The sequence below is a fragment of the Streptomyces sp. NPDC034043 genome (genome assembly GCF_055575675.1).
Genome location: NZ_JBVISF010000013.1, coordinates 145,217 through 164,296 on the forward strand (window position 1 = coordinate 145,217; position 19,080 = coordinate 164,296).

20 protein-coding genes and 1 pseudogene are annotated in these 19,080 nt (G+C 70.0%); 7 read left to right on the forward strand and 14 right to left on the reverse strand.

Going from position 1 to position 19,080, the window contains the following annotated elements; translation table 11 throughout:
- Nucleotides 1-18 precede the first annotated feature (18 nt).
- The 5 genes and pseudogenes from ACZ51S_RS27455 to ACZ51S_RS27475 form a co-directional block, all read right to left on the reverse strand.
- Complete coding sequence (locus ACZ51S_RS27455) at nucleotides 19-312, reverse strand: SDR family oxidoreductase (RefSeq protein WP_468962265.1); 294 nt, start codon at nucleotides 310-312, stop codon at nucleotides 19-21.
- Nucleotides 272-850: a hypothetical protein gene (locus tag ACZ51S_RS27460; protein ID WP_468962267.1), complete on the reverse strand. Its 579-nt coding sequence runs from the start codon at nucleotides 848-850 to the stop codon at nucleotides 272-274. The genes ACZ51S_RS27455 and ACZ51S_RS27460 overlap by 41 nt, the downstream gene beginning before the upstream one ends.
- A gap of 577 nt (nucleotides 851-1,427) precedes the next feature.
- Complete coding sequence (locus ACZ51S_RS27465; protein WP_468962269.1) at nucleotides 1,428-1,829, reverse strand: hypothetical protein; 402 nt, start codon at nucleotides 1,827-1,829, stop codon at nucleotides 1,428-1,430.
- Nucleotides 1,830-1,929: 100 nt separating this feature from the next.
- Entirely contained in the window at nucleotides 1,930-2,460 is a 531-nt protein-coding gene (locus tag ACZ51S_RS27470; protein WP_468962321.1) for a DUF6584 family protein, read from the reverse strand.
- Nucleotides 2,461-2,730: 270 nt separating this feature from the next.
- Nucleotides 2,731-2,949: pseudogene (locus tag ACZ51S_RS27475) on the reverse strand (hypothetical protein); the annotation flags it as partial.
- On the opposite strand from ACZ51S_RS27475, the gene ACZ51S_RS27480 reads away from it, so the two are divergent.
- Complete coding sequence (locus ACZ51S_RS27480) at nucleotides 2,948-3,490, forward strand: DapH/DapD/GlmU-related protein (protein ID WP_468476049.1); 543 nt, start codon at nucleotides 2,948-2,950, stop codon at nucleotides 3,488-3,490. The pseudogene ACZ51S_RS27475 and the gene ACZ51S_RS27480 sit on opposite strands and share 2 nt — an antisense overlap.
- A gap of 765 nt (nucleotides 3,491-4,255) precedes the next feature.
- Here the strand turns inward: ACZ51S_RS27480 and ACZ51S_RS27485 are convergent.
- Together ACZ51S_RS27485 and ACZ51S_RS27490 are read right to left on the reverse strand one after the other, a co-directional pair.
- Nucleotides 4,256-4,786, reverse strand: coding sequence for a GNAT family N-acetyltransferase (locus tag ACZ51S_RS27485; protein ID WP_468803381.1), 531 nt, complete (start codon nucleotides 4,784-4,786; stop codon nucleotides 4,256-4,258).
- Nucleotides 4,787-4,974: 188 nt separating this feature from the next.
- Nucleotides 4,975-5,793: a lipase family protein gene (locus tag ACZ51S_RS27490; RefSeq protein ID WP_468803380.1), complete on the reverse strand. Its 819-nt coding sequence runs from the start codon at nucleotides 5,791-5,793 to the stop codon at nucleotides 4,975-4,977.
- 371 nt (nucleotides 5,794-6,164) lie between these two features.
- On the opposite strand from ACZ51S_RS27490, the gene ACZ51S_RS27495 reads away from it, so the two are divergent.
- Both ACZ51S_RS27495 and ACZ51S_RS27500 read left to right on the forward strand, forming a co-directional pair.
- A complete protein-coding gene (locus ACZ51S_RS27495; RefSeq protein WP_468962271.1) occupies nucleotides 6,165-6,716 on the forward strand; it encodes a hypothetical protein in 552 nt (183 codons plus the stop codon).
- Between the two features lie 665 nt (nucleotides 6,717-7,381).
- A complete protein-coding gene (locus ACZ51S_RS27500; protein ID WP_468476045.1) occupies nucleotides 7,382-7,606 on the forward strand; it encodes a hypothetical protein in 225 nt (74 codons plus the stop codon).
- A 258-nt stretch (nucleotides 7,607-7,864) separates the two neighbouring features.
- On the opposite strand, the gene ACZ51S_RS27505 is transcribed toward ACZ51S_RS27500, so the two are convergent.
- Nucleotides 7,865-8,365, reverse strand: coding sequence for a cupin domain-containing protein (locus ACZ51S_RS27505; protein WP_468476044.1), 501 nt, complete (start codon nucleotides 8,363-8,365; stop codon nucleotides 7,865-7,867).
- Between the two features lie 74 nt (nucleotides 8,366-8,439).
- Complete coding sequence (locus tag ACZ51S_RS27510; RefSeq protein ID WP_468962273.1) at nucleotides 8,440-9,690, reverse strand: M20 metallopeptidase family protein; 1,251 nt, start codon at nucleotides 9,688-9,690, stop codon at nucleotides 8,440-8,442.
- Nucleotides 9,691-10,299: 609 nt separating this feature from the next.
- Between ACZ51S_RS27510 and ACZ51S_RS27515 the strand changes: the two genes are divergently transcribed.
- The 4 genes from ACZ51S_RS27515 (at nucleotide 10,300) to ACZ51S_RS27530 (ending at nucleotide 14,173) form a co-directional block, all read left to right on the forward strand.
- Nucleotides 10,300-11,118 (forward strand): LodA/GoxA family CTQ-dependent oxidase, encoded by an 819-nt coding sequence (locus ACZ51S_RS27515; protein ID WP_468962275.1) that lies wholly within the window; start codon nucleotides 10,300-10,302, stop codon nucleotides 11,116-11,118.
- 129 nt (nucleotides 11,119-11,247) lie between these two features.
- The gene (locus tag ACZ51S_RS27520) at nucleotides 11,248-12,273 is read left to right on the forward strand and encodes a LodA/GoxA family CTQ-dependent oxidase (protein WP_468962277.1); all 1,026 of its coding nucleotides are present in this window, start codon (nucleotides 11,248-11,250) and stop codon (nucleotides 12,271-12,273) included.
- A complete protein-coding gene (locus tag ACZ51S_RS27525; RefSeq protein WP_468962279.1) occupies nucleotides 12,270-13,463 on the forward strand; it encodes a tryptophan 7-halogenase in 1,194 nt (397 codons plus the stop codon). Before ACZ51S_RS27520 ends, ACZ51S_RS27525 begins: the two co-directional genes overlap by 4 nt.
- A complete protein-coding gene (locus ACZ51S_RS27530) occupies nucleotides 13,460-14,173 on the forward strand; it encodes a hypothetical protein (RefSeq protein WP_468476040.1) in 714 nt (237 codons plus the stop codon). Before ACZ51S_RS27525 ends, ACZ51S_RS27530 begins: the two co-directional genes overlap by 4 nt.
- A 606-nt stretch (nucleotides 14,174-14,779) precedes the next feature.
- Here ACZ51S_RS27530 and ACZ51S_RS27535 read toward each other — a convergent pair.
- From ACZ51S_RS27535 to ACZ51S_RS27555, 5 genes are all read right to left on the reverse strand, one after another.
- The gene (locus ACZ51S_RS27535; RefSeq protein WP_468962281.1) at nucleotides 14,780-14,950 is read right to left on the reverse strand and encodes a hypothetical protein; all 171 of its coding nucleotides are present in this window, start codon (nucleotides 14,948-14,950) and stop codon (nucleotides 14,780-14,782) included.
- Between the two features lie 374 nt (nucleotides 14,951-15,324).
- The gene (locus tag ACZ51S_RS27540) at nucleotides 15,325-15,615 is read right to left on the reverse strand and encodes a chaplin (protein ID WP_468476037.1); all 291 of its coding nucleotides are present in this window, start codon (nucleotides 15,613-15,615) and stop codon (nucleotides 15,325-15,327) included.
- Between the two features lie 689 nt (nucleotides 15,616-16,304).
- The gene (locus ACZ51S_RS27545) at nucleotides 16,305-16,961 is read right to left on the reverse strand and encodes a class I SAM-dependent methyltransferase (protein ID WP_468962283.1); all 657 of its coding nucleotides are present in this window, start codon (nucleotides 16,959-16,961) and stop codon (nucleotides 16,305-16,307) included.
- A 286-nt stretch (nucleotides 16,962-17,247) separates the two neighbouring features.
- Entirely contained in the window at nucleotides 17,248-17,961 is a 714-nt protein-coding gene (locus ACZ51S_RS27550) for an NADPH-dependent F420 reductase (RefSeq protein WP_468962284.1), read from the reverse strand.
- A gap of 118 nt (nucleotides 17,962-18,079) precedes the next feature.
- Nucleotides 18,080-19,039, reverse strand: coding sequence for a helix-turn-helix transcriptional regulator (locus tag ACZ51S_RS27555; RefSeq protein ID WP_468886567.1), 960 nt, complete (start codon nucleotides 19,037-19,039; stop codon nucleotides 18,080-18,082).
- Nucleotides 19,040-19,080: the final 41 nt, after the last annotated feature.

Sequence of the window (19,080 nt, forward strand, 5' to 3'; positions counted from 1 at the left end):
TGAGTGGTGGCGGCGGGTTCAGTGGAGGCACAAGCCGCCGTCGATGTGCAACGACTGTCCGGTGATGAACGATGCGCTGGGGCCGGCGAGGAAGGCGATGGCGGCCGCCACGTCTTCGGACTGGCCTCGGCGCGGGACGCACTGGCGGGCGATCTGGTCCTCGGGCCGGGGCGCCCGGTGCGGGCGTTGACGCTGGAGACGTTGATCATACGGCCCCACCGGCGCTGGACCATCGAGGGGGTGACGACGCGACTGGTGCGGTAGTGGATGGTCAGCTTGGGGTCGCGGGCGTGGGCGCCCAGGCGGTCTCATCGGTCTGCTCCCACGTGGTGAACGGGTAGGTGAGGGCCCGCAGGGCCTCGGTGCGGGTGAACGGGGCGCTGTAGGGGAGGTGCTGGGCTTCGGCGAGTTTGGCCAGGACCAGGAGCAGGTCGTCGGTGGTGAGTGGCTCGGGCCGAACGACGCCGAGGATCCGTGCGGTCAGGAACGGGTGGAGTGCTTCGAGACGGTGGCCCGGAGGCAGGGCGGCCGCGTCCCCGAGGTCGGTGTCGTGACGGTCGAGGAGCCGGGTAAGGGCTGTGCGGCGGCCGGGGCCGGTCGGCCAGGTGTAGTGCAGTTCGAGGCGGCGGTGGCGGGTGGAGAGTTCGGTGTGTTCCGCGCTCGGGGTGGCGGCCGGGGGCAGGTGCAGGCGCAGGGTGCGGCCGTAGACGTGGTTCTGGTAGGTGGGGACGAGCCAGCCTCCGAGGGCGAGGAGGTACCACAGGAGGTTGGCGATCTCGCCGGCGAGCGTGTTTCGGCCGATCCGAGCCACGGAGGCGAAGGGCTGGAGCCGTGAACCGGCGGTGTTCATCTCCCGTCCGGGAACTCGCCTCCCTTTCGACGTCTTGGGATGTGAGGGCGGTGGGCCATGTGAATGGCTGCCGGCTACCACCGACTCAGGTGAGTCGGCGGCAAGTACCGTCTCTACGTCCGAGCGTCAGCATCTCAAGCCCGAGCGAAGACCAGGCGGACACGTCCCCGGTCTGTCCCCCGCCGGGGGCCGGGGACAATGGCGCCCTTCTCCCGTGAGGTCGCTCGCCGAGCGTGGTGAGCCCTGCCGGTGCGGCGTGATCGGCAACGGGCGCGACCACAGGCTCGCTGCAATGGAGCCAGTCGGCCTGCCCCACCACGTGGGTCACGCCCGACGAGGCTTACGGACAGGACTGGCACGAGCGGGCTCTTGCCGAGCGCGCTGGCGTGCGCGGCGGCCTTGAAGTCGACCCGCTCCTTTGACGCCGGGGTGCACCCGGGCGTGGGCCGCGGTGAGCGGCGGCCGTGCCGGTTCGGCGCCGCGCTCCTGGTCCTCGCCGTGCTCGCCCACGATTCCATCACGTTGGACCGCAGCTGCAGCATGGTGAGCCCTGTTTCGAGGTCAGAAGAGGCCGGGGCTACGTGCTGGGTGCGGTGGCAAAACGGACGAACCCGGCGATGCGCGGGCTGAACGTAAGCGCACACTGGTCGCCGAGTGCCGACTTCATGCCTGCCACCACATCGGCGTCCGGTTCGCCGAACACCTCGAAGTACTCCACCTGGCAGTGTTCCATCACCTCCTGGATGTACGGGTCTGCCAGCTTCCAGTGGGTGCGGACCGCGTCGGAGTCCCGGTAGAGCTGGAAGCTGTGCGCGAGCATCCGCTCCTCGTCCACGAAGGTCTGCACCATCAGCTGTGGCCCGTGCCGCTCCGCGAACGCCACGGCCCTGGCGATGGCGCTGCGGAAACCCTCCATGTGGCCGTCGGTGATGCGCATGGTGTTCCGGAAGAGAAGAGCCATCGTCTCGTGAGTGCTCATGCCACGAGGCTCGCCCCTCAACCATGGTTGAGGTCAAGCGTTGCCCCGCTGGTGTTGACCTCCTTGAGCGGCGCTCCCCCTGACCCCTGGGTGACCTGGGTCAGTCGAAGAGGACAACGAGGCCGTTCACCCAGATCGCGAGGACCACGAGGGCTCCCACCAGGCAGCCGAGGCCGGACAGCACGTCGCGGACCGTCCACGGAGTGGGCGGTACCTCCTCGTCCTCGCCCTCCAGGCCGTCCCGGTAGGAGTCGGGATCGTCCCAGTCGACGGGGTGCCCCACCTGTCCGGCGCAGGCCGTCCGCACTGCGACCAGCTGCTTCTCCGCGAAGGGGGTGGCAGCCATCGCCTCAGGGCCGCGCCAGGCGAGAGCCTTCATCCGCCAGGCGGAACACCGGTACCGCGCCTCGAAGGCGGCGGTCTCGTCGGCATCGCGGTCCACTTCGAGGTACATCCAGCGCCCGGCCTCGGCGGCATCGCCGTACAGCCGGTACACCTCGGCCAGGCGCCGACGGAGCGTCAGGTCGTGCGGGAAGGACGAGACGAGGCCACGCAAACGCTGGCGCGCGACGGGAACCCGGCCGGCGGCCAGGTCTGCATCGACTCGAGCAAGGGTCTCTCTCAGGGGCATGAACGCATAATCGGATATCGCATCAGCCCCCGTCGACCTGGTTGTGTACCCAGCACCCTGCTGGCGGGCGGGTTGGGGGCGGGGGCGGGGGGGCCGGGCGTTGGGAACCCGGCCGTGGCCGCCGATCCGGCCGTCGGCGCGGCGGCGCCCTGCTGGGCCAGGAGGACGGCGACGGACCGGTCGACGCCGACGCCCCGGCCGTGCGCGGCGGTCAAGAACCCCACGACGTCGACCCCTGCCGGGTCCGGCCCTGACCGGGAGGGGCGGCCCGGAAGTGAAGCCGAGCATGGCCTGCATCATCGCAGGCGTGAGGAGTTCGGCGTCGGTGAGCTGCGGGGCGATCCCACGGCCGGACCGCCATGGCGCCAGATGCGGGGACGCCTTCAGCAGGTCGTCGGTCTTCCCATAAAGTGCCGTCGCGAGGGTGTCCAGGCTGGCGTCACAAAAAATTCTTGTCCAGTCACTGGTACACAGAAAGGACCGTGGCATGTCCAGCGACCGTCTCATGCGCATCCACAGCGCCGAGTTCCAAGCCATGGCCGAAAGAGTCCTGCGGGTCACCGAGCTCACCTCCCGCCTGAACGTCCTGCCTTTCGAAGACGAAGCAGGCAAAGCGGAACTGTTCGAACAGATCCTCGGCAAGCCACTGCCGCCGAAAGTCACGATCTATCCGCCCTTCTTCACGGACCACGGCCTGAACCTCGACCTCGCCGAACGCGTCTTCATCAACCAGAACTGCACGTTCCTGGATTACGCCGGGATCCGTCTCGGCGAGCGCGTGATGGTCGGACCGAGGGTCACATTCATCACCAGCGGTCACCCGGTTGATCCCGAGGAGCGGCGTCTGTACCTCACCGGCGCATCCATCGACGTGGCGGAGAACGTGTGGATCGGTGCCGGTGCCACCATCCTGCCCGGCGTGAGCATCGGCCGTGACGCCGTGGTTGCCGCCGGCGCGGTCGTGGCCGATGACGTTCCGCCGGCAAGCTTGGTGACCGGCAGCAAGGCAACCGTGCACCGAAAGTGGTGACGAGTCCCTTCGGAGCGACGTCGAGTCCCGTAAAAAAATCATGAGCACCCCGAGTGGCGGGGGGCTCGATCGTGCATGCGGGGTCAGCCTCGTTCGTGGCAGGATGCCGGCATGTTGACCAGAAGGGGCGATGCCGTGTAGGCGCCCGAAGGCCGTCCGTGCTGAGCTGTGGCGGCCTGGCAGACACGTTGCAGTTCGGCGGATCCGGGGCGTTTCCGCGAAGACTCGTGCAGCTGTCCGCCGTGTTGAGGATGAGCAGATGTGGCCTGGTGCAGTTGCTGACGCGCTTGCTCGTTTCGATTGGGCGTTCAGGCAGCCCGGCCGTTACTTGAAGGCACCCCAGGTCTGGCAGCCCGGACTGGAGGTGGAGTATGCCCGCGATGATCTGGAAGAGGTCATGCTTCACCTCCCTCGCGGTGCCCGGCGCGATCTCGGCCGGCTGGTTGCTCGTATCGACGATGAGTGCGAGCGTCGCACTCTGCCGAATCCAGGGCCGGTGAACGCCTTCACGGTGGGCGGCCGGTGGTGGTCAAGGATCCGTGAGCACTGAGGGTGGTCACGCAGCCTCGTGCGCCCAGGTCAGCTCGGGGCCGGCTGTTGTTCGGCGTCTGTGTCACGCCTGGGCTCAGGAACGTCCTCGCATACCGGAGGGTGAGTCGCTTCAGTCGCTCCTCCGGCAGGGGCAACGCCCCTGACCTGTGTCTTCGTCAGTGACCGGGCTCTCCGGAGAGGCTGGTCGGCCAGGCGTCCAGGCAAGCCCGAGCATCAGGGCCTCAACAGTCCGCCCACCCACCAGTCGTGCGGCTTGCCATCGTTGGCGATGCTGCGATTGCGCAGTGTCCCTTCGACGGTGAAGCCGAGTTTCTCGGCGACGGCACGCGAGCCGGTGTTCCCGGCCATGGCCCACCACTCGATGCGGTGGACGTCGAGGGTGGCCCAGCCCCAGTCGCACAGGGCCCGAGCGGCCTCCACCGAGTACCCGCGTCCGCGCTGTTCCTTGACCGCCCAGTAACCGAGCTCCCAGACGCCGCGACTGATCAGGGTCAGGCAGTACGAGCCGACCAGGGCGCCGGTGTCCTTGCGGAACGCGCCGAGAGTGTAGTCCCTGTCCTCGGCCCACTGAGCAGGCAGCTTCTCGCCGACGAGCTCCTCCGCGTCCGCACGCCGGTACGGCACCGGCACCGGGGTGTAGAACTGGATGTCTTCGTCCTGGCAGGCTTCGTACACCGCATCCACGTCGACAGGTGTGAATGCCCGCAACAGCAGACGGTCGGTCTCGAGAGTCACTGGATCCATCGCTGCAGTATGACCACCATCAACAAGCGGCGACCAGCGAATATCCCGACCGAGCACCGCACATCACAACACCCCGGGCTGGTCAACGCTCGTCGCAACACCCCAGATCAGCTGCTCCCGAGACGGAGCGACACCCAGCATCAATCGCGGACCGAGCCGTAAGCCGGCGTACACGTGCGTTGGGAGGATCAGGTGAGGTTCTTCTCCATGGCGGCCACGTAGTGCTTGATCGGGTGGTCGCGCAAAGCGTCGCTGGCCGGGGCGAGGAGGTCGGCGGTCGCGCCCTTGACCCGGTCGGTGAGCGCGCTCATCAGCGGCATGCTGGAGCGGACACGGCCGCTGGAGTCGATGTAGTGCAGTGTGTCCACATGGGTGTACGCCGGCTCTGGAGGGAGCTGAGGGATGATGTCGTTGTTGTTGACGTAGCGGTGCAGGCGGTCCTTGAAGCCCTTGTTGCAAGCTGCGGCCAGGAGGCGGTCGCAGGTTCGGGGCTGGCCGTAGGTGTAGATGCCGTCGGCCTGCAGGTGCGGGGCTTCCAGATACATGCGGCAGCCGGCCAGCATTGCCAGGGCGCCGCCAAGGCTGTGTCCGGTGAACCAGATGCTCTGGTCATTGTCCCGGAAGTCGGCGAGGGCTTCCTTGACCGTGGGGTAGATGGAGTCCAGGGCCTGCCCGAAGCCGTAGTGGACGTAGCCGGTCTTGCCGGGGCCCGGGTGGGGCGGGGTGGTGGCGTCGGAGAGCCAGTCCTTGATCTGCGCCGGTTCGGTCCCCCTGAACCCGGTAATGATCATCTTGTCGCTGGCGATCGTGTACGCCTGGGTGTCCTGCAGCGGGAACGGCGGCGTGAACCGGGTCTGGTGGTGACGGAGCCGATCGAAACCCCACTCCCTGGCCGTCTTCTCGATCGTTGGCTCGTCCTTGTAGGCGAGAGCGGCGGCCTGCACCATCGTGTAAGCGAGTTGCGGGCTGTGCTTGCGGACAGTGTGGTCGATTGTCGTCGGGGCCATGGCACTCCTTCGCGGTTCACGTTTACGCCCTCGTCCCGCAGCACCGCCCTGACGTCCGGTGTCCGGGGCGAACGTCGGACGGCCATCGCGATCGGATCTGCCCGGCCAGCGGGGCTCCGAGCAGCAAGGAGCGCACGCACCACCGGGAGATGATGCCTGCCGGCGAGAGGGGCGGGGTCGGGGTGACGTTAGCGACAGACAGGGTGCGGTCAGCGCAGACATCGCCCGGCCCGAACGCAGGAACGAATCCCCGTCACCTAGATGGCCGCAAGCACCTGGTTTGGGCGGGGCTGATCCACCGGTCGTGGTCGGCTGAGCGGTACGGCTCCGTCGGGCGCGAGAGAATGCGCCCCTCTCGTGAGCCTGCCCAGATGAGCGTCTGGGTGATCGTTTCCGCGGTGAACAGGATGGCCCAGCTGAGGGAGTGCCGGCCCGCGAGAGTGCTGGGCGCGTGCGGACCCTTTGTGCATGGGCAATCACGACGGGTACTCGATCATCGGCTACACCCTCAGGACGTTGGAGGGCGACGCCGTCGAACTCGCGAGACCCACGACTACGCCGTCGTATGGAACGTAGGCGGCACCTACAAGATGGCCCTGACCATCGACGAAGTCATGCAGAAGCACGAGGGCTGCGACTGGGAGCGTATCGAGAACCAAAAGATCGAGATCGATGGGGAGATGACGGAGGACGTCTCACCCACGAATCCGGCACGAGCACCGAAGGAACTCTGGTTCTCCAGCGAGGGCCAGGGAACCCCCTACACCGTCAAGGTCTACAACGAAAGCGCTCAGCTGCACGATGAGCGCAAGATCAAGCCGTCCAAGGCATTCCTGACAGGCAGCAAGAACCAGGACTCCCAGTGGGAGTACTACGAAGACTGCAAGTGCTACAAAGCGACCTGGACCCGCAGCAAGCTCTGACCGGCAAAGCCAGGAGCATCCGTGGACCGGCCGCCCGCAAGCAACCGGTCCACACGCTGACCATTCACCCCTCAAGGGTGCGCACGTCATGCGTCCGGTCACCACGCCACCTGCCCCTGAGGACCTTCATGCGCGGCGGCAAGCGGTGAAGGGACACACGGCACGGTCGAGACGGACCTGCACGGGTACGACCCGGAGCCCGGCTGGCTCCACGCCGTCCCGCACGGCGGCGACCTGCTGGGAACCTTCGGGCTCGGCTCCACCCGGAGGTCGACGCGATGGAGGCGCTCGCGCCGGCGACGGCGCGGCTCGTGGCTCCGACCGACGAGCTCTTCGCCCAACAGGACGACGGCCGGCTCGCCCAGGGCATCACCCGTGCGGCCGGAACTCTCCGAGGACGAGGCCGTCGGCTGGCTGGACGCGATCGAGACGGACTTTGTTCCGCCGGCTGGCGCGGCGCCCTCCCATCACGGCCGCGCGCACCACCAACGCCATGCGCACGCTGCGGATGCTGCACCTCCTCGTCGGCACTGGCGTCCGGATCGGCGGTGGCCCCGGTTCCGGGCCCGGCCGGTCCGCTAGGAAAGGGCGCGGGCGATGCCCCGCCGCCGGAGGCGGCCGAGCCTCAAGGTGCCCCGCGAAGGATCCAGGCGCAGGCTGGACACATGCCCGACCAGACGGAAATCGTCATCCACCCCGTGTCGCCGAAGGGCGGGCGCAAAGTGACCGTGCACGCGCTGGGCGTGGACGCCGACCTCGGTCGCGCGTACACACCCGGTGATGTGTCGGAGTTCCTGCGCCGTGCCGGCTTGGAGGACGTGGACCTCTCCGAGGACGGGCCCATCCGCTGGGAAGGCGGAGGTCCCGAAGTCTGGAGCTCCGACATCTGATCCCGGGCGTTGAGCCGGCCCGAGGGGCCGTGGCGCTGCGCGGGGGACGACCTGCGGGGGCGGGCAGCGCGGTCGGCCCGCGGGCGGACACCCCGGCGCACCGACGGTCACCCGTACGGTGCACGCACGGCCCGCTGTGCCGGCCTTCCACTACGGCGACACCCTGGGCTACATCGCCCGACATGCTCGCCCCCGCTTCAGACGGCATGCGCGACCGCCCGATGAAGCAGTACTTCACCGCCCTCGAAAAGACTGAAGCTAGCCGTGGGCCGGCCGGCAGTAGCGCTGGATGAGGTCGGCGTGCGCGGGGAATCGCGTCACGAGCTCGTCGGACCGGCCGAGGGTCATGTCGGCGTAGTCGAATCCGGGCGCGACGGCTTCGCTGATCAGGGCGTGGTCTCCGGAGGTGAGGTGGGAGGCCTTCCAGACCCCTCCAGGCACGGCCAAGGCGAGCACCTGTCCTTGGCCGGTGTCCTGTCCGAGAACGGCGCTGGTGTAGCGGCCGTCGGGGTGGAGCAGGTGGTAGGTGATCGGCTCGCCGTGGTGGTGGAAGTGCAGGATGTCGGACCGGTTCAGGTGCCAGTGCCCGACGGGCGACCAGTGGGTGAGCAGGTAGTGGATGGAGGTCAGCGTGTAGCGCTCACCAACCGGAGTCTTGATGCGCGGGCGGTGGTCTGCCTGGAAGGTCCGACGGAAGTATCCGCCTTCCACGTGGGCTTCCAGGCCGAGGGCGTCGATCCAGTGGTGCGCGGTGATCAAGGCGTCCTCCTGTGGTCATGCGAGTGATGGGGGAAGCTTCTCCGACGGCATGTGCCGCCGGGCGTCCGGTGGCTTCACCCTCCTGGTGGGCTGGTGTGGTGGAGGGCGACAGCTGCGTGTGTGGCGATGCCGGTGATCATGGCATCCTCGTCGAAGACGACCTGGTCGGAGTGCATGTCCGGGATGTCCCGGCTCGGTGACGAGGGCGGGCGGGCGCCGAGGAAGGCCATGGCGCCGGGGACGCGTTCGAGAACGTAGGCGAAGTCCTCGGCACCCATGACCGGCTCGGCGAGGTCGTGGACGATGCCCTGTCCCAGCCGTGCGGCAACGGCCTGACCCACGGCAGCGGTGAACGCCGGCTCATTGTGCAGCGGCGGATAGCCCTCGTACAGCTCGATGGCGGCCTCGGCTCCGTACGCGGCGCAGATGTGGCGGGCTACGCATTCGATGCCCGCGCGTACCCGGCGGCGTGTGTCGGGGGTCAGGGTGCGGAAGGTGCCGTGGAGTTCGGCCGTCGCCGGGATGATGTTGGTGGTGGTGCCCGCCTCGATGCGGGCGATGGTGACCACGGCGGGATCGAAGACGTTCACCGTCCGGGTGACGAAACTCTGCAGGGCCTGGACGATCTCGCAGGCCACCGGGATGGGGTCCAGTGCCAGATGGGGCGCCGAGGCGTGGCCGCCTCGGCCCCGCACGGTGAGGTGGATCAGGTCGGAGGCCGCGAACATGGGGCCCGGCCGCAGGTGAAGGGTGCCGGATTTGAAGCGAGTGGTGACGTGCAGGGCGAAGGCCGAGTCCACGCTGTGTCCGTCGGGGGTGTTCAGGAGGCCCTCCTCGATCATGTCGGCGGCGCCGCCGCCGCTCTCCTCGGCGGGCTGGAACATGAACACCACCCGTCCCGCGAGCTCCTCCCGTCGCGCCGTGAGGAGGCGGGCGGCGCCGACGAGCATTGCGGTGTGCAGATCGTGACCGCACGCATGCATGGCGCCGGGGATGCGGGAGGCGAAGTCCAGGCCGGTGTCCTCGTGCAGGGGCAGCGCGTCCATGTCGGCGCGCAGCAGCACCGTGCGGCCCGGACGTGTGCCCTCGAGGACGGCTGTCACCGAGCTGAGGCATGTGCCCGTGGTGACGTGCAGGGGAAGACCTGCGAGGCACTCAAGGACCCGTTCCTGGGTGCGGGGCAGGTGCCGGCCCCGTTCCGGATCGCGGTGCAGGTCCCTGCGCAGGCCGATGACGTCGGGCAGCAGTCGCCGGGCCTCTGCGAGCAGGCCGTCTTCCTCCGGCACCCCTGGTGCCGGGTGGGCCCCGGCGGCTTCCTCGCTCATGCGGTGACTCCTGCCTGGTCGGTGACGGACGGCGCGAAGAAGTCCCGCAGGATCTGCGGGGTGGCCGCGACCGGCACACGGTCTGGACCGGCGCCGGGAGGCCCCGGCACCCGCAGCCCTGCCCGGCTGCCGAATCCGCCATGTGACGACGCCGCGTGATCCATCCGTTCGCTTCCCAGATGCGCCGCGGGGCGGGTGTTCGGCGCTCTCGTGCGCCCCGGTCGTGCGCTTGGCCAGATGGCCGTGCGGCTTGATCGTTTCCCCGGTGAACGGGTCACCCGACTGGGCCAGAGGAGGGCCCTTGGCGGTACCGGGGCGGGCGGGGGACCGCTACTACATGGTCAACGAGCAGGCCACGGAAAGGGCATGCCCACCGACCCCGTCACCGATCGAGACCGCCTGGGCGCCGCCCAGGACCGATCAGGACAACGCCACGGGCGGCAGCCACCGGCTACGCGGCCGACCGTCCCAGCACCGCCCGGACGAGCTCGTTGCCGGGCTCCTCGCGAACAGGGAGACCGACTCCGTCTTCCTGACCACCCGCCCACCCGCAGGAGCGGCACCACGCCCCTGCGGCCTGCACTCTCTCGGAAGGAACCCGCAACCACCATGAGTGACGACATCGCCTACGCGAAGATCCACCCCGCGATCGGAGTGGCCCGGGTGGGCAACAGCACCCGCGACGACGGCTGGTACTACGGCCCCGAGACACCGGACCCGGACCCGATGCCGGCCGGTTCCCTCAAGGACGAAACCGGCGCCTTCAAGCGTCAGGCCGCCCGCTTTCGCATCTACGGCTACGACAGCCGCGGCAGGGTCGTACGCGAACTCACGAATGACAACGCCTCGATCGAGTGGGGCGTCCACGTCGCGAACCAGAAGGCCGCCTGGTACGAGTTCAGCCTCGCCCTCGACATCCCTGACATGCAGGGCCGCAGCACGCCGAGGCGCAACAAGGGCATCGACCGCAGCAGCCTCGTCATCGACCCCGGCCGCAAGACTCTGCGCGCCGGCACCGGCCAGAGCGTGGAGTTCACCGGCGGCATGTTCCAGGGCATCGCCGTCCCGCTGGGCCGGATGCAGACCGACGAGAGCGGCAGGCTCGTGGTGCTCGGCGGCTCCGGCCGGTCCGCTGCGAAGAACAACGAGCCACTGCATTCGTTCGGCAACAACGACGGCTGGTACGACGACATCTCGGACGGCCCGGTCACCGCCACCGTCACCGTGGGCGGCCGCCCCATCGAGGTCAGACCCGCCTGGGTCGTGGTGGGCCCGCCCAACTACGCACCGGACATCAAGACCGTGCGCACCCTCTATGACCTGCTCCTCGACGTCTTCGTCAGCACGGGCCAACTGCCCCGGCCCGCCCAGGTTTCCTTCAAGCGTGACATCGCGCCCCTCCTGGAGCGCTTCAGCCATCTGCAGTGAGTCAACAAGGGCTTCGCCACCCACTTCGGCTGCGACGGCCCGCAGGACTTCACCACCACCGAACTGCAGCGCCGCCTCTCCCAGCCCGGCACCACCTACCGCGAGCTGCGCCGCCAGGTGTACACCGCCATGCGCGACTACGAGCGGGACGGACTGGCGCCGATGACCTGGCCGTGGTTCTACGGCGACGGCATGGCGAGCCGCCCCAAGTCACCACGGCAGTACATGACCCTGTCGGCCCTCCAGATGGACATGCTGCTCAGGTGGTCCAAGGGCGACTTCGTCGACACCCCCGGGCCCGGCTTCCCGCGCCACCTGGAGGAGGCGCCCCTCGCAGAGCAGCCCGGGCTCCTGGACCGTGCCGCCCTCGACTTCTGCCTCGCCGACGCCTTCCACCCCGGCTGCGAGGTGACCTGGCCCATCCGGCACGCGACGATGTTCGCCGAACCGTTCCGCATCCTGCACCGCCCCGAGGAACAGGCGGAGCCCGACTACGGCGAGGAGCTCACTCCCGAGAAGGCTCTGGCCGCCGACGGCCCCCTGCACGCCCAGGGCCCGGGCGGCTTGACCCGGTGGATGGCCATCCCCTGGCAGACGGACACCGCCAGCTGCCGCTCGGGCTACGAGTCCACCGCCGGCCTGGGCGCCCGGTACGACCCCCACCTGCCGACCTTCTGGCCCGCCCGGGTGCCCAACCACGTGCTGACCGAGCGCGACTTCCGGATCGTCAACAAGGAGGGCGGCCTCACACCCTCGGAGGACGAGCGCGCGGCGGCGTTCGCCAACCGGGCCTCCTGGCTGCGGGGCCTGCGCGGCACCTACAAGGAGCAGTTGAAGCAGGCCGCCGCGGAGTGGCACCGCTTCGGCGTCGTGGAGACCCGCCGCTACACCGTCGGCGACAACCGGTACCCGCCGCAATTCCAGGTCGAGTCCGTGCCCGGCTTCAACCTCGAGGGGGTACCGGACGAGCGGAACCTGGTCACCCTTCACGTACCGCAGACCGCCGACGACACCGCCCAGGACACGGCGCGGACCGACCTCGCCGAGGACCTCGGCATCGCCCCCGAGAACATCACCGTCGGCTACGTCGACAAGCTCGACCCCTTCGGGGAGGACGTCGCCAACGGCTCGGGCATCCATCAGGGTTCCTCGTGACGGTGGACCCCACCGGTCACCGCGGGGCGGCGGCGCCCGCGTACGACGTGGTGGTCGCCGGCGGCGGCCCGGCCGGCTCCGCCACCGCCCTGGCACTGCGCCGCGCCGGCCGCACCGTCCTGCTCGCCGACGCCGCCACGGGACCTCCGCCCCTCGGCGAGGCGCTCCCGGCCGCCGCCCGGGTCCTTCTCCGCGATCTCGGCACGCAGGACGTCCTCGACGTGCGCCACCACCTGCCCTGCTACGCGAACCTGTCGGCCTGGGGCTCGGACGGCCTCGTCGCCCAGGACAGCATCCTCGACCCGCACGGCCACGGCTGGCACCTGGACCGCGGCCGCTTCGACCGGGAGCTGCGCGAGCGCGCCCGCCTCCTCGGCACCGACGTGGCCGAACGCACCACGGCCCGTCCCGCAAGCCGCTCCGGCGACGGCACCTGGACCGTGGAGCTGCGCGGCCCCCGCGAGCGCGGCACCGTGCGCTGCCGCTGGCTGGTCGACGCCACCGGCCGCCGAGCGGGCCTGGCCACCGCGGCCGGAGCCCGCCGGGTGGTCCACGACCGGCTCGTCGCGCTCTGCCTGACCCTGCCCCCGTCGGCCACACCGGCCCCGGACGCCTCCACCCTCGTGGAGGCCGTGCCGGACGGCTGGTGGTACACGGCGCTGCTGCCCGCCGGTCACATGCTGCTCGCCCGGTACACCGACGCGGACCTGCCGGCCCCCCGGACGGGCAGCGCCAGCCTGCGCGCCGACGTGGCCCGCACCCGCCACACCGGCGCCCGGGTGTCCGCGCACCCGTGGCCGGCCGCCGCCGTACGGCGCGCGCCCGCCCACACCGTCCGCCTGGACGCCGTCCACGGCGACGGGTGGGTCGCCGCGGGCGACGCCGCCGCCGCCTTCGACCCGCTGTCGTCGCAGGGCATCCTCACCGCCCTGTACACCGGCATGCGGGCCGGCCAGGCGGTCCATGGCCACCTCGGCGGCGACCGCACCGCCCTCAGCCGCTACGCCGCCGAACTCGACACGATCACCGCCACCCACCTGCGCAACCGGCGCACCTTCTACGGCCTCGAACACCGATGGCCCCGGCACGCCTTCTGGCGCCGCCGCCACGCCGCCGGCCCGACGGATTTCGCCGGCGGCCGACAGAACACCCGACCCCACCCCATCCCACCCGGAGGAGTGCCCGCATGACCACCACCGACGCCACCACCTCGTCCGACGCCGCCGCCCACGGCCACCGGTTCCTGCTCATCGGCACCGACACGATCTTCGCCTACCACCTCCCGCTCTACCACGTCGCCGTCCACGCCTTCCAGATGATCACCAAGTTCGGCCTGGACGGGAGCCTGCGGAAGAAGTACCTCAACGACCTCGGGAACCACGAGGACCGGCGCGTGTACTACTCCCTGTTCTCCGAGGGCCACTGGCCGCTCAAGGAGATCGTCGACGGCAGCCGCGACTCGCTGCCCGTGGTACTCGAGCGCGTGACCGTCGACAGCACCGGCGCTCGCACCTTCACCAAGATCCTGGAAGAGACGACCGCCACCTGCCGCAAGCAGGACGTCGTCCACTACAAGCCCCTCGATGCCACCGACTACCCCGACCACCTCACCTACCTCGCCTTCGGCGAGGGATCCGAGGTCCACCTCGCCCACCAGCTCGCCGCCTCGCCGAACTGGGACGAGGTCATCACCACCACCCAGCCCGTCGGCTTCGAGCAGAGCGACCTCGAGCACGCCACCGCCGTCACCATCCCGGCCATCAAAGACCCGAAGGGCGTCGTCAAGACGAGCCCCCTGGTCACGGGCAAGCCCTACGAGGGCCTGATCGGGACCCGCGAGGTCACCTTCACCGCCGGACGCCAGGGCTGGTGGAACCACACCAGCCTCAACAACAAGTAGTCCCGGACACCGATCGCCGTAGCACGAGGTCATCGGCACCCTGAAGCGGCGTGCCACTGCACCCGTCTGAGACGCGGCCCCGCCGGCCTGAAGCCGACGGGGCCGCTCCCCACAGCCGGCGGCCCGTGCTCTGAGCGGCGACGCGTACTCCCGCGCCCGCCGTCTCGGCCGCCGGCCGTTCGATGTCCGCCAGCCCCGGGGCCGGCGCGGGCGGGCCGCTGATCACGGTCGCACTCGCCGTGCTCGTCGTGAGCACCGCCACGTGCGAGGCGTGGCACACCCCGTCAGGACCGGCCGGCGGCGCGGTCCTCCACAGGTGCACCGCACCCGAACCGGAACCACTTGCGGTACGCCAGCACCGGGCGACCGAACCGGAACCACAGGACCACTCGAACCGAAACGTGAACCGGCCGCCCGGCACCGCACACGAGCCGAGGGACCGTTCTCCCGCCCGGGCACGCTGAGGGCCCGCCGCAGCTCCGGCCGTCACAGGCCGGTGAATCTTGCTGGTCAGACCACCTCTGGACCGGCCGAAGGCCGGGTCCCGGAGCCCCGTTCTCGGGTCCCGCCGCATGCCGCTTCCCCCCTTCCTCGCGTTCGCGCCGGTCAGGCTGCGGGCTGCCCGGCGCCCGCGTCGCGGGCCCCGTGCTGCTGGACTTCCTCCGAGGGCCGCACCAGCCGCCCGGCCGGAGACGGTCCGATAACCGGCCGCCGGTAGACCAGGACCTGGTAGAGGGCGGCCAGGGCGCCGAACCCGCTCAGGGCGGTGCAGGACATAGTCCGCCTGCTCCAGGCTCAAAAGCGCCTCAGGCGGCCAGGGGTTGAACGATCTGAGTGCGGCGCTTGCCGCCGGGCAGCCGCACATCTTCGGCGTGGAAGAGGTGCCCGGGGCAAGACCGTCCAGGCGTTCATGCCCGACCACCCCGCGGAAGTCCCGGCTGCTACCGGCCGGCCTACGAGAGCCTCCTCGCCCACCCTCATCGGTGCCGGCCCGTTCTCGGTGATCAGGCTGTGCAGGCTGCGCGCCGAGGGCACCACGCTCCGCTCGCTGTGCCAGGCCGACGTGCCCATCGACCCGCAGCAGCGCGCCGTGAGCGAGCGGTTCTACGGCCGGCGCCCTGCTTTGAGCAGGGCGTCACACCGGTGGTGCGTCAGTGCTCGCCGTTGTGGTCGGCCTTGTGGTGGCTGTCCTTGAAGCCGCCGCCGTTGTTGATGCAGGTGTTGCCGAAAGCCGGGTTGAGAACACCGACGACGTTGACGGTGTTGCCGCAGAGGTTGATCGGAATGTGAATGGGCACCTGGACGACATTGCCGGACAGCACGCCGGGAGAGCCAATGGCAGCGCCCTCGGCAACGGCGTCAGCGGCAGCCATCCCGGCGCCCCCGGCCACCACGGCACCAGCGGCGAAGGTCACGGCTACAGACTTCACGAAACGCGACATGGAGATCTCCTTGGAAACTGAACCCGCCGCGGGTAGCGCGGCACGGACACCCTCCCAACAGCACGGCCCTCCCCCCGGTCACGGAAGTTAGGCCGAATGGCCGCCCGTCCTCCCCCGCCGCCAATCCGGAGCCCCCAGCCCGGCACCGGGCGCGACGGAAACCCTGGCGGAGCCTGGTCGGCGCGCGGCCGATGTGCCGTGTAGTACCGCACGGCACGGCGGACCCCCGTCGCGGAGCCGCACCCATGCCGACGCGGACTGCACCGACCCCAACCGCAGCCCTGGCCCGACCCGCAGATCGGGCGGAAATGGTCCTGACACCTGACGCTGACACCGCCGCTCACCGTGAACACCGCCCCCCGCCACAGGCAGGCAGGGGGGCGGTTCGCCTCAGGTGTCAGCACCCTGGGCCCGCCCCGGGAGCTCATGTGCCCGGCCTCCATCGCGTCGTGCCGCGTCCCCTCCAGGGACCGGACCGCCCACCAGGTCCAGTACTCGTGCCCCGGGGCCGGGCCGCACGGCTCGTCATCACCTCTGCCATACACCCGCCGTGCCTGCGTCTCACTCCTACTGCGCCAGCTTGCCCTCTCCCCCACCCCGGGCACCACGCACCGACTCCTACCGACTCTCCACCACCCGAGCCGGCGTCGGTGAACACGAAGCCGCAGCGGCTGACCGTTCTCAGCAGGTCACACGTCAGCGATCAGGACATAGCGTTCATCGTCCACTGGGCCACCCCAAAGATCCGGATCATCGCTGAGCGGCTCAACGCGCAGGTCGGAAACAAGGGGCCGCACTGCTGCTGCCAGGTCGTCTGCCCTGATTCCTCCGTTCCACGGCAGCGATTCCACGCCGGTCACATACGGCACACCACTGTCGCCTGCCTCCCTCCACCGACCCTCGACCAGCACCAGCCGGCCGCCGGGACTCAGGCGGGACACCCACTCACCCATCGCGGCCTCCGGATCGGGCAGCGTCCACACCAGATGCCGCGACAGCACGGCGCCGAAGCGCTGTTCCCCCGTCGGGGGCATCATCGCGTCGCCGACCAGGAAGCGGCCTTCGAGACCAGCGCTGCTGAACTTCGCACAGGCCTGCTCGACCATGCGTGGGGCCAGATCGACTCCTGTGACCCGGTGTCCTTCCTCGGCCAACAACACGGACATCGATCCGGTGCCGCAACCGATGTCGAGCACGTCGACGGGGTCGGTCGGCATCCAGGAACGCAGGAGTCGAGCCCAGGCAGCACGTGTGTGGCCAGCCCGCAGGCCGTGGTCGGGCTCATCATCGAAGGCCGCTGCAGCGGCATCCCAGTACGCAGTGATCAAAGCAGTGCGGTCAGTCATGAACTGATGCTCTCAGCAACCACTGACACACTCCCGAACTTTGACGAGGTGACGTGGCGGTGGCGGGCAGGTTCGACATCCAGGACTTCACCGGTTCGGCCTCGTTCCCGGGCCGATGCGCGATCAGCCAGGACAGCGGGATCGCCCCGTCCGCCGCCGGGATCGGGCAGCAGCCGGCGAGGCGGACCCGCAGGAGCACGAAGCATCCGCGACCGGTGCGGCCGGCCGCAGACCGATCCGGGCTCGGGCAGGTCGCAGCCGTGCCGGGCTCACATGGCGGCCCGCTTCAGCGGACGATCTTGACTCCGAAGCGGCCGCCCAGGGCGAGGCCGAGTGCGGTGTGGAAGTGGGCGTACATCTCCAGGCCTCGGGCTGCCGCGAGGGGTCCGGCGTCGATGACGTCGTTCCAGCCGTAGGAGTTCAGGAGTTCGCGGGCGGCGGTCTTGGCTTCCTGGTGGTCGCCGGCGAGGAACATGGTGTGGTCGCCGCCGCCGAACTCGGCCGGGTTGACGACGGTTTCCTGCTCCTGGGTGACGAAGGTCTTGACGACCTTGGTGTCGGGCAGGGCGCGCTGGATCCGTTCGGCGAGGCTGTCGGTGTCGACGGGGTCCAGGCGCGGCATCTCGCCCCACGGGGTGGGCCAGGAGTGCTCGGGGTCGCCGGGCTGCTGGTAGGCGTACGGGACGGCGTAGTCGATCAGGACCTTGCCCGCGAGCGCATCCGCGGGCAGGGCGGTCAGGGCGGCGACGGCGTTGGCGCCGTCGATGCCGTTGATGACGAGTTCGCCCGCGTCGGCGGCTTCGGCGAAGGTGGCCAGGGTCAGTTCGGGGTGGGCGGCGTGGAAGGCGGCGAATGGTTCGGTGCCCATCATGTCGGGCTCGGTACGGGCCAGGGTGGCCTCGGGGTTGCGGGTGCCGATGATGACCTGGTGGCCGAGGGCGGACAGTCGGGCCGCGTGCTGACGGGCACCGGCGCCGGTACCGAGAATGGCGATCTTCACAGTGCTGCTCCTGAGCGGGGGAATGCTGCCTGACGGCAGGAGGCCCGATGGCCACAAACACGACATTATGGGCTTTTTAGGTCACCGCTCGTCCTAAAGGTGCGGCCGGCCCAAGATGTCATCCAGCGGCTTCCAGGGTGCGGCGGGCGGCGGCGCGCAGGTGCTCGCGGACGGCGTCATCGGCGTCCAGGGTGTAGTCGGCGTTGAGGCCGGCGAGGATCTGGGCGATGCCGGGGAGGTAGTCGCCCGAGCAGTCCACCGTGCAGGCGTCGGGGCCGGCGTCTTGGATGCGGGTGGCGAGGGCGAAGGTGCGGCGCCGGAGCGCAGCGGCCGGTTCCGCGACGGTGGCGATCGCCCGGTAGCGAACCGGGGCGGAGGCGATCTTCCCGGCCACGTACGCGGCCGGGTCTCCGCCGGGCACGGGCCGGGGTGTGTAGCGGTGGCGGGTGGGGGTCGGGCCGGTGATGCGGTCGAGGCGGTAGATGCGCCAGTCGTCGCGGTCCTGGTCGTGGGCGAGGAGGTACCACAGGCCGCCGGAGGCGATCAGGTGGTGGGGGTCGACGCGGCGGTCGGCGCCATGGCCGGTGCGGGTGGTGTAGGCGAAGGTGACGGTCTCCCGGTCGCGGCAGGCCGCGGCGAGCGTGGTCAGGGTGGCGGGGTCGGTGCGCGGGCCGCGGCGCTCCCATTCGATCGTGGCAGTCGACTGCTGCAGGGCGGCGACCTGGGAGCGCAGACGGGCGGGGAGGACCTGTTCGAGTTTGGCCAGGGCCCGCAGGGTGGTGTCCTCCATGCCGGTGAGCTGCCCGGCTGCGGTGCGCAGGGCGACGGCGGTGGCGGTGGCCTCCTCGTCGTCGAGGATCAGCGGCGGCATCGCGGCCCCGGCGGCGAGCCGGTAGCCGCCGGCGTGGCCCGTGGTGCCCGTCACGGGGTATTCGAGTTCGCGCAGGCGGTCGATGTCGCGGCGCACGGTGCGAGTGGTGACGCCGAGGCGCTCGGCCAGTTCGGCGCCGGACCATTCGCGGCGCGTCTGCAGCAGGGACAGCAGGCGGAGCATCCGAGCGGGAAGGTCGGTCGTCATGCCTTCCAGGATGCCGTCCTTTACGGACTCGAAGTGTCCTA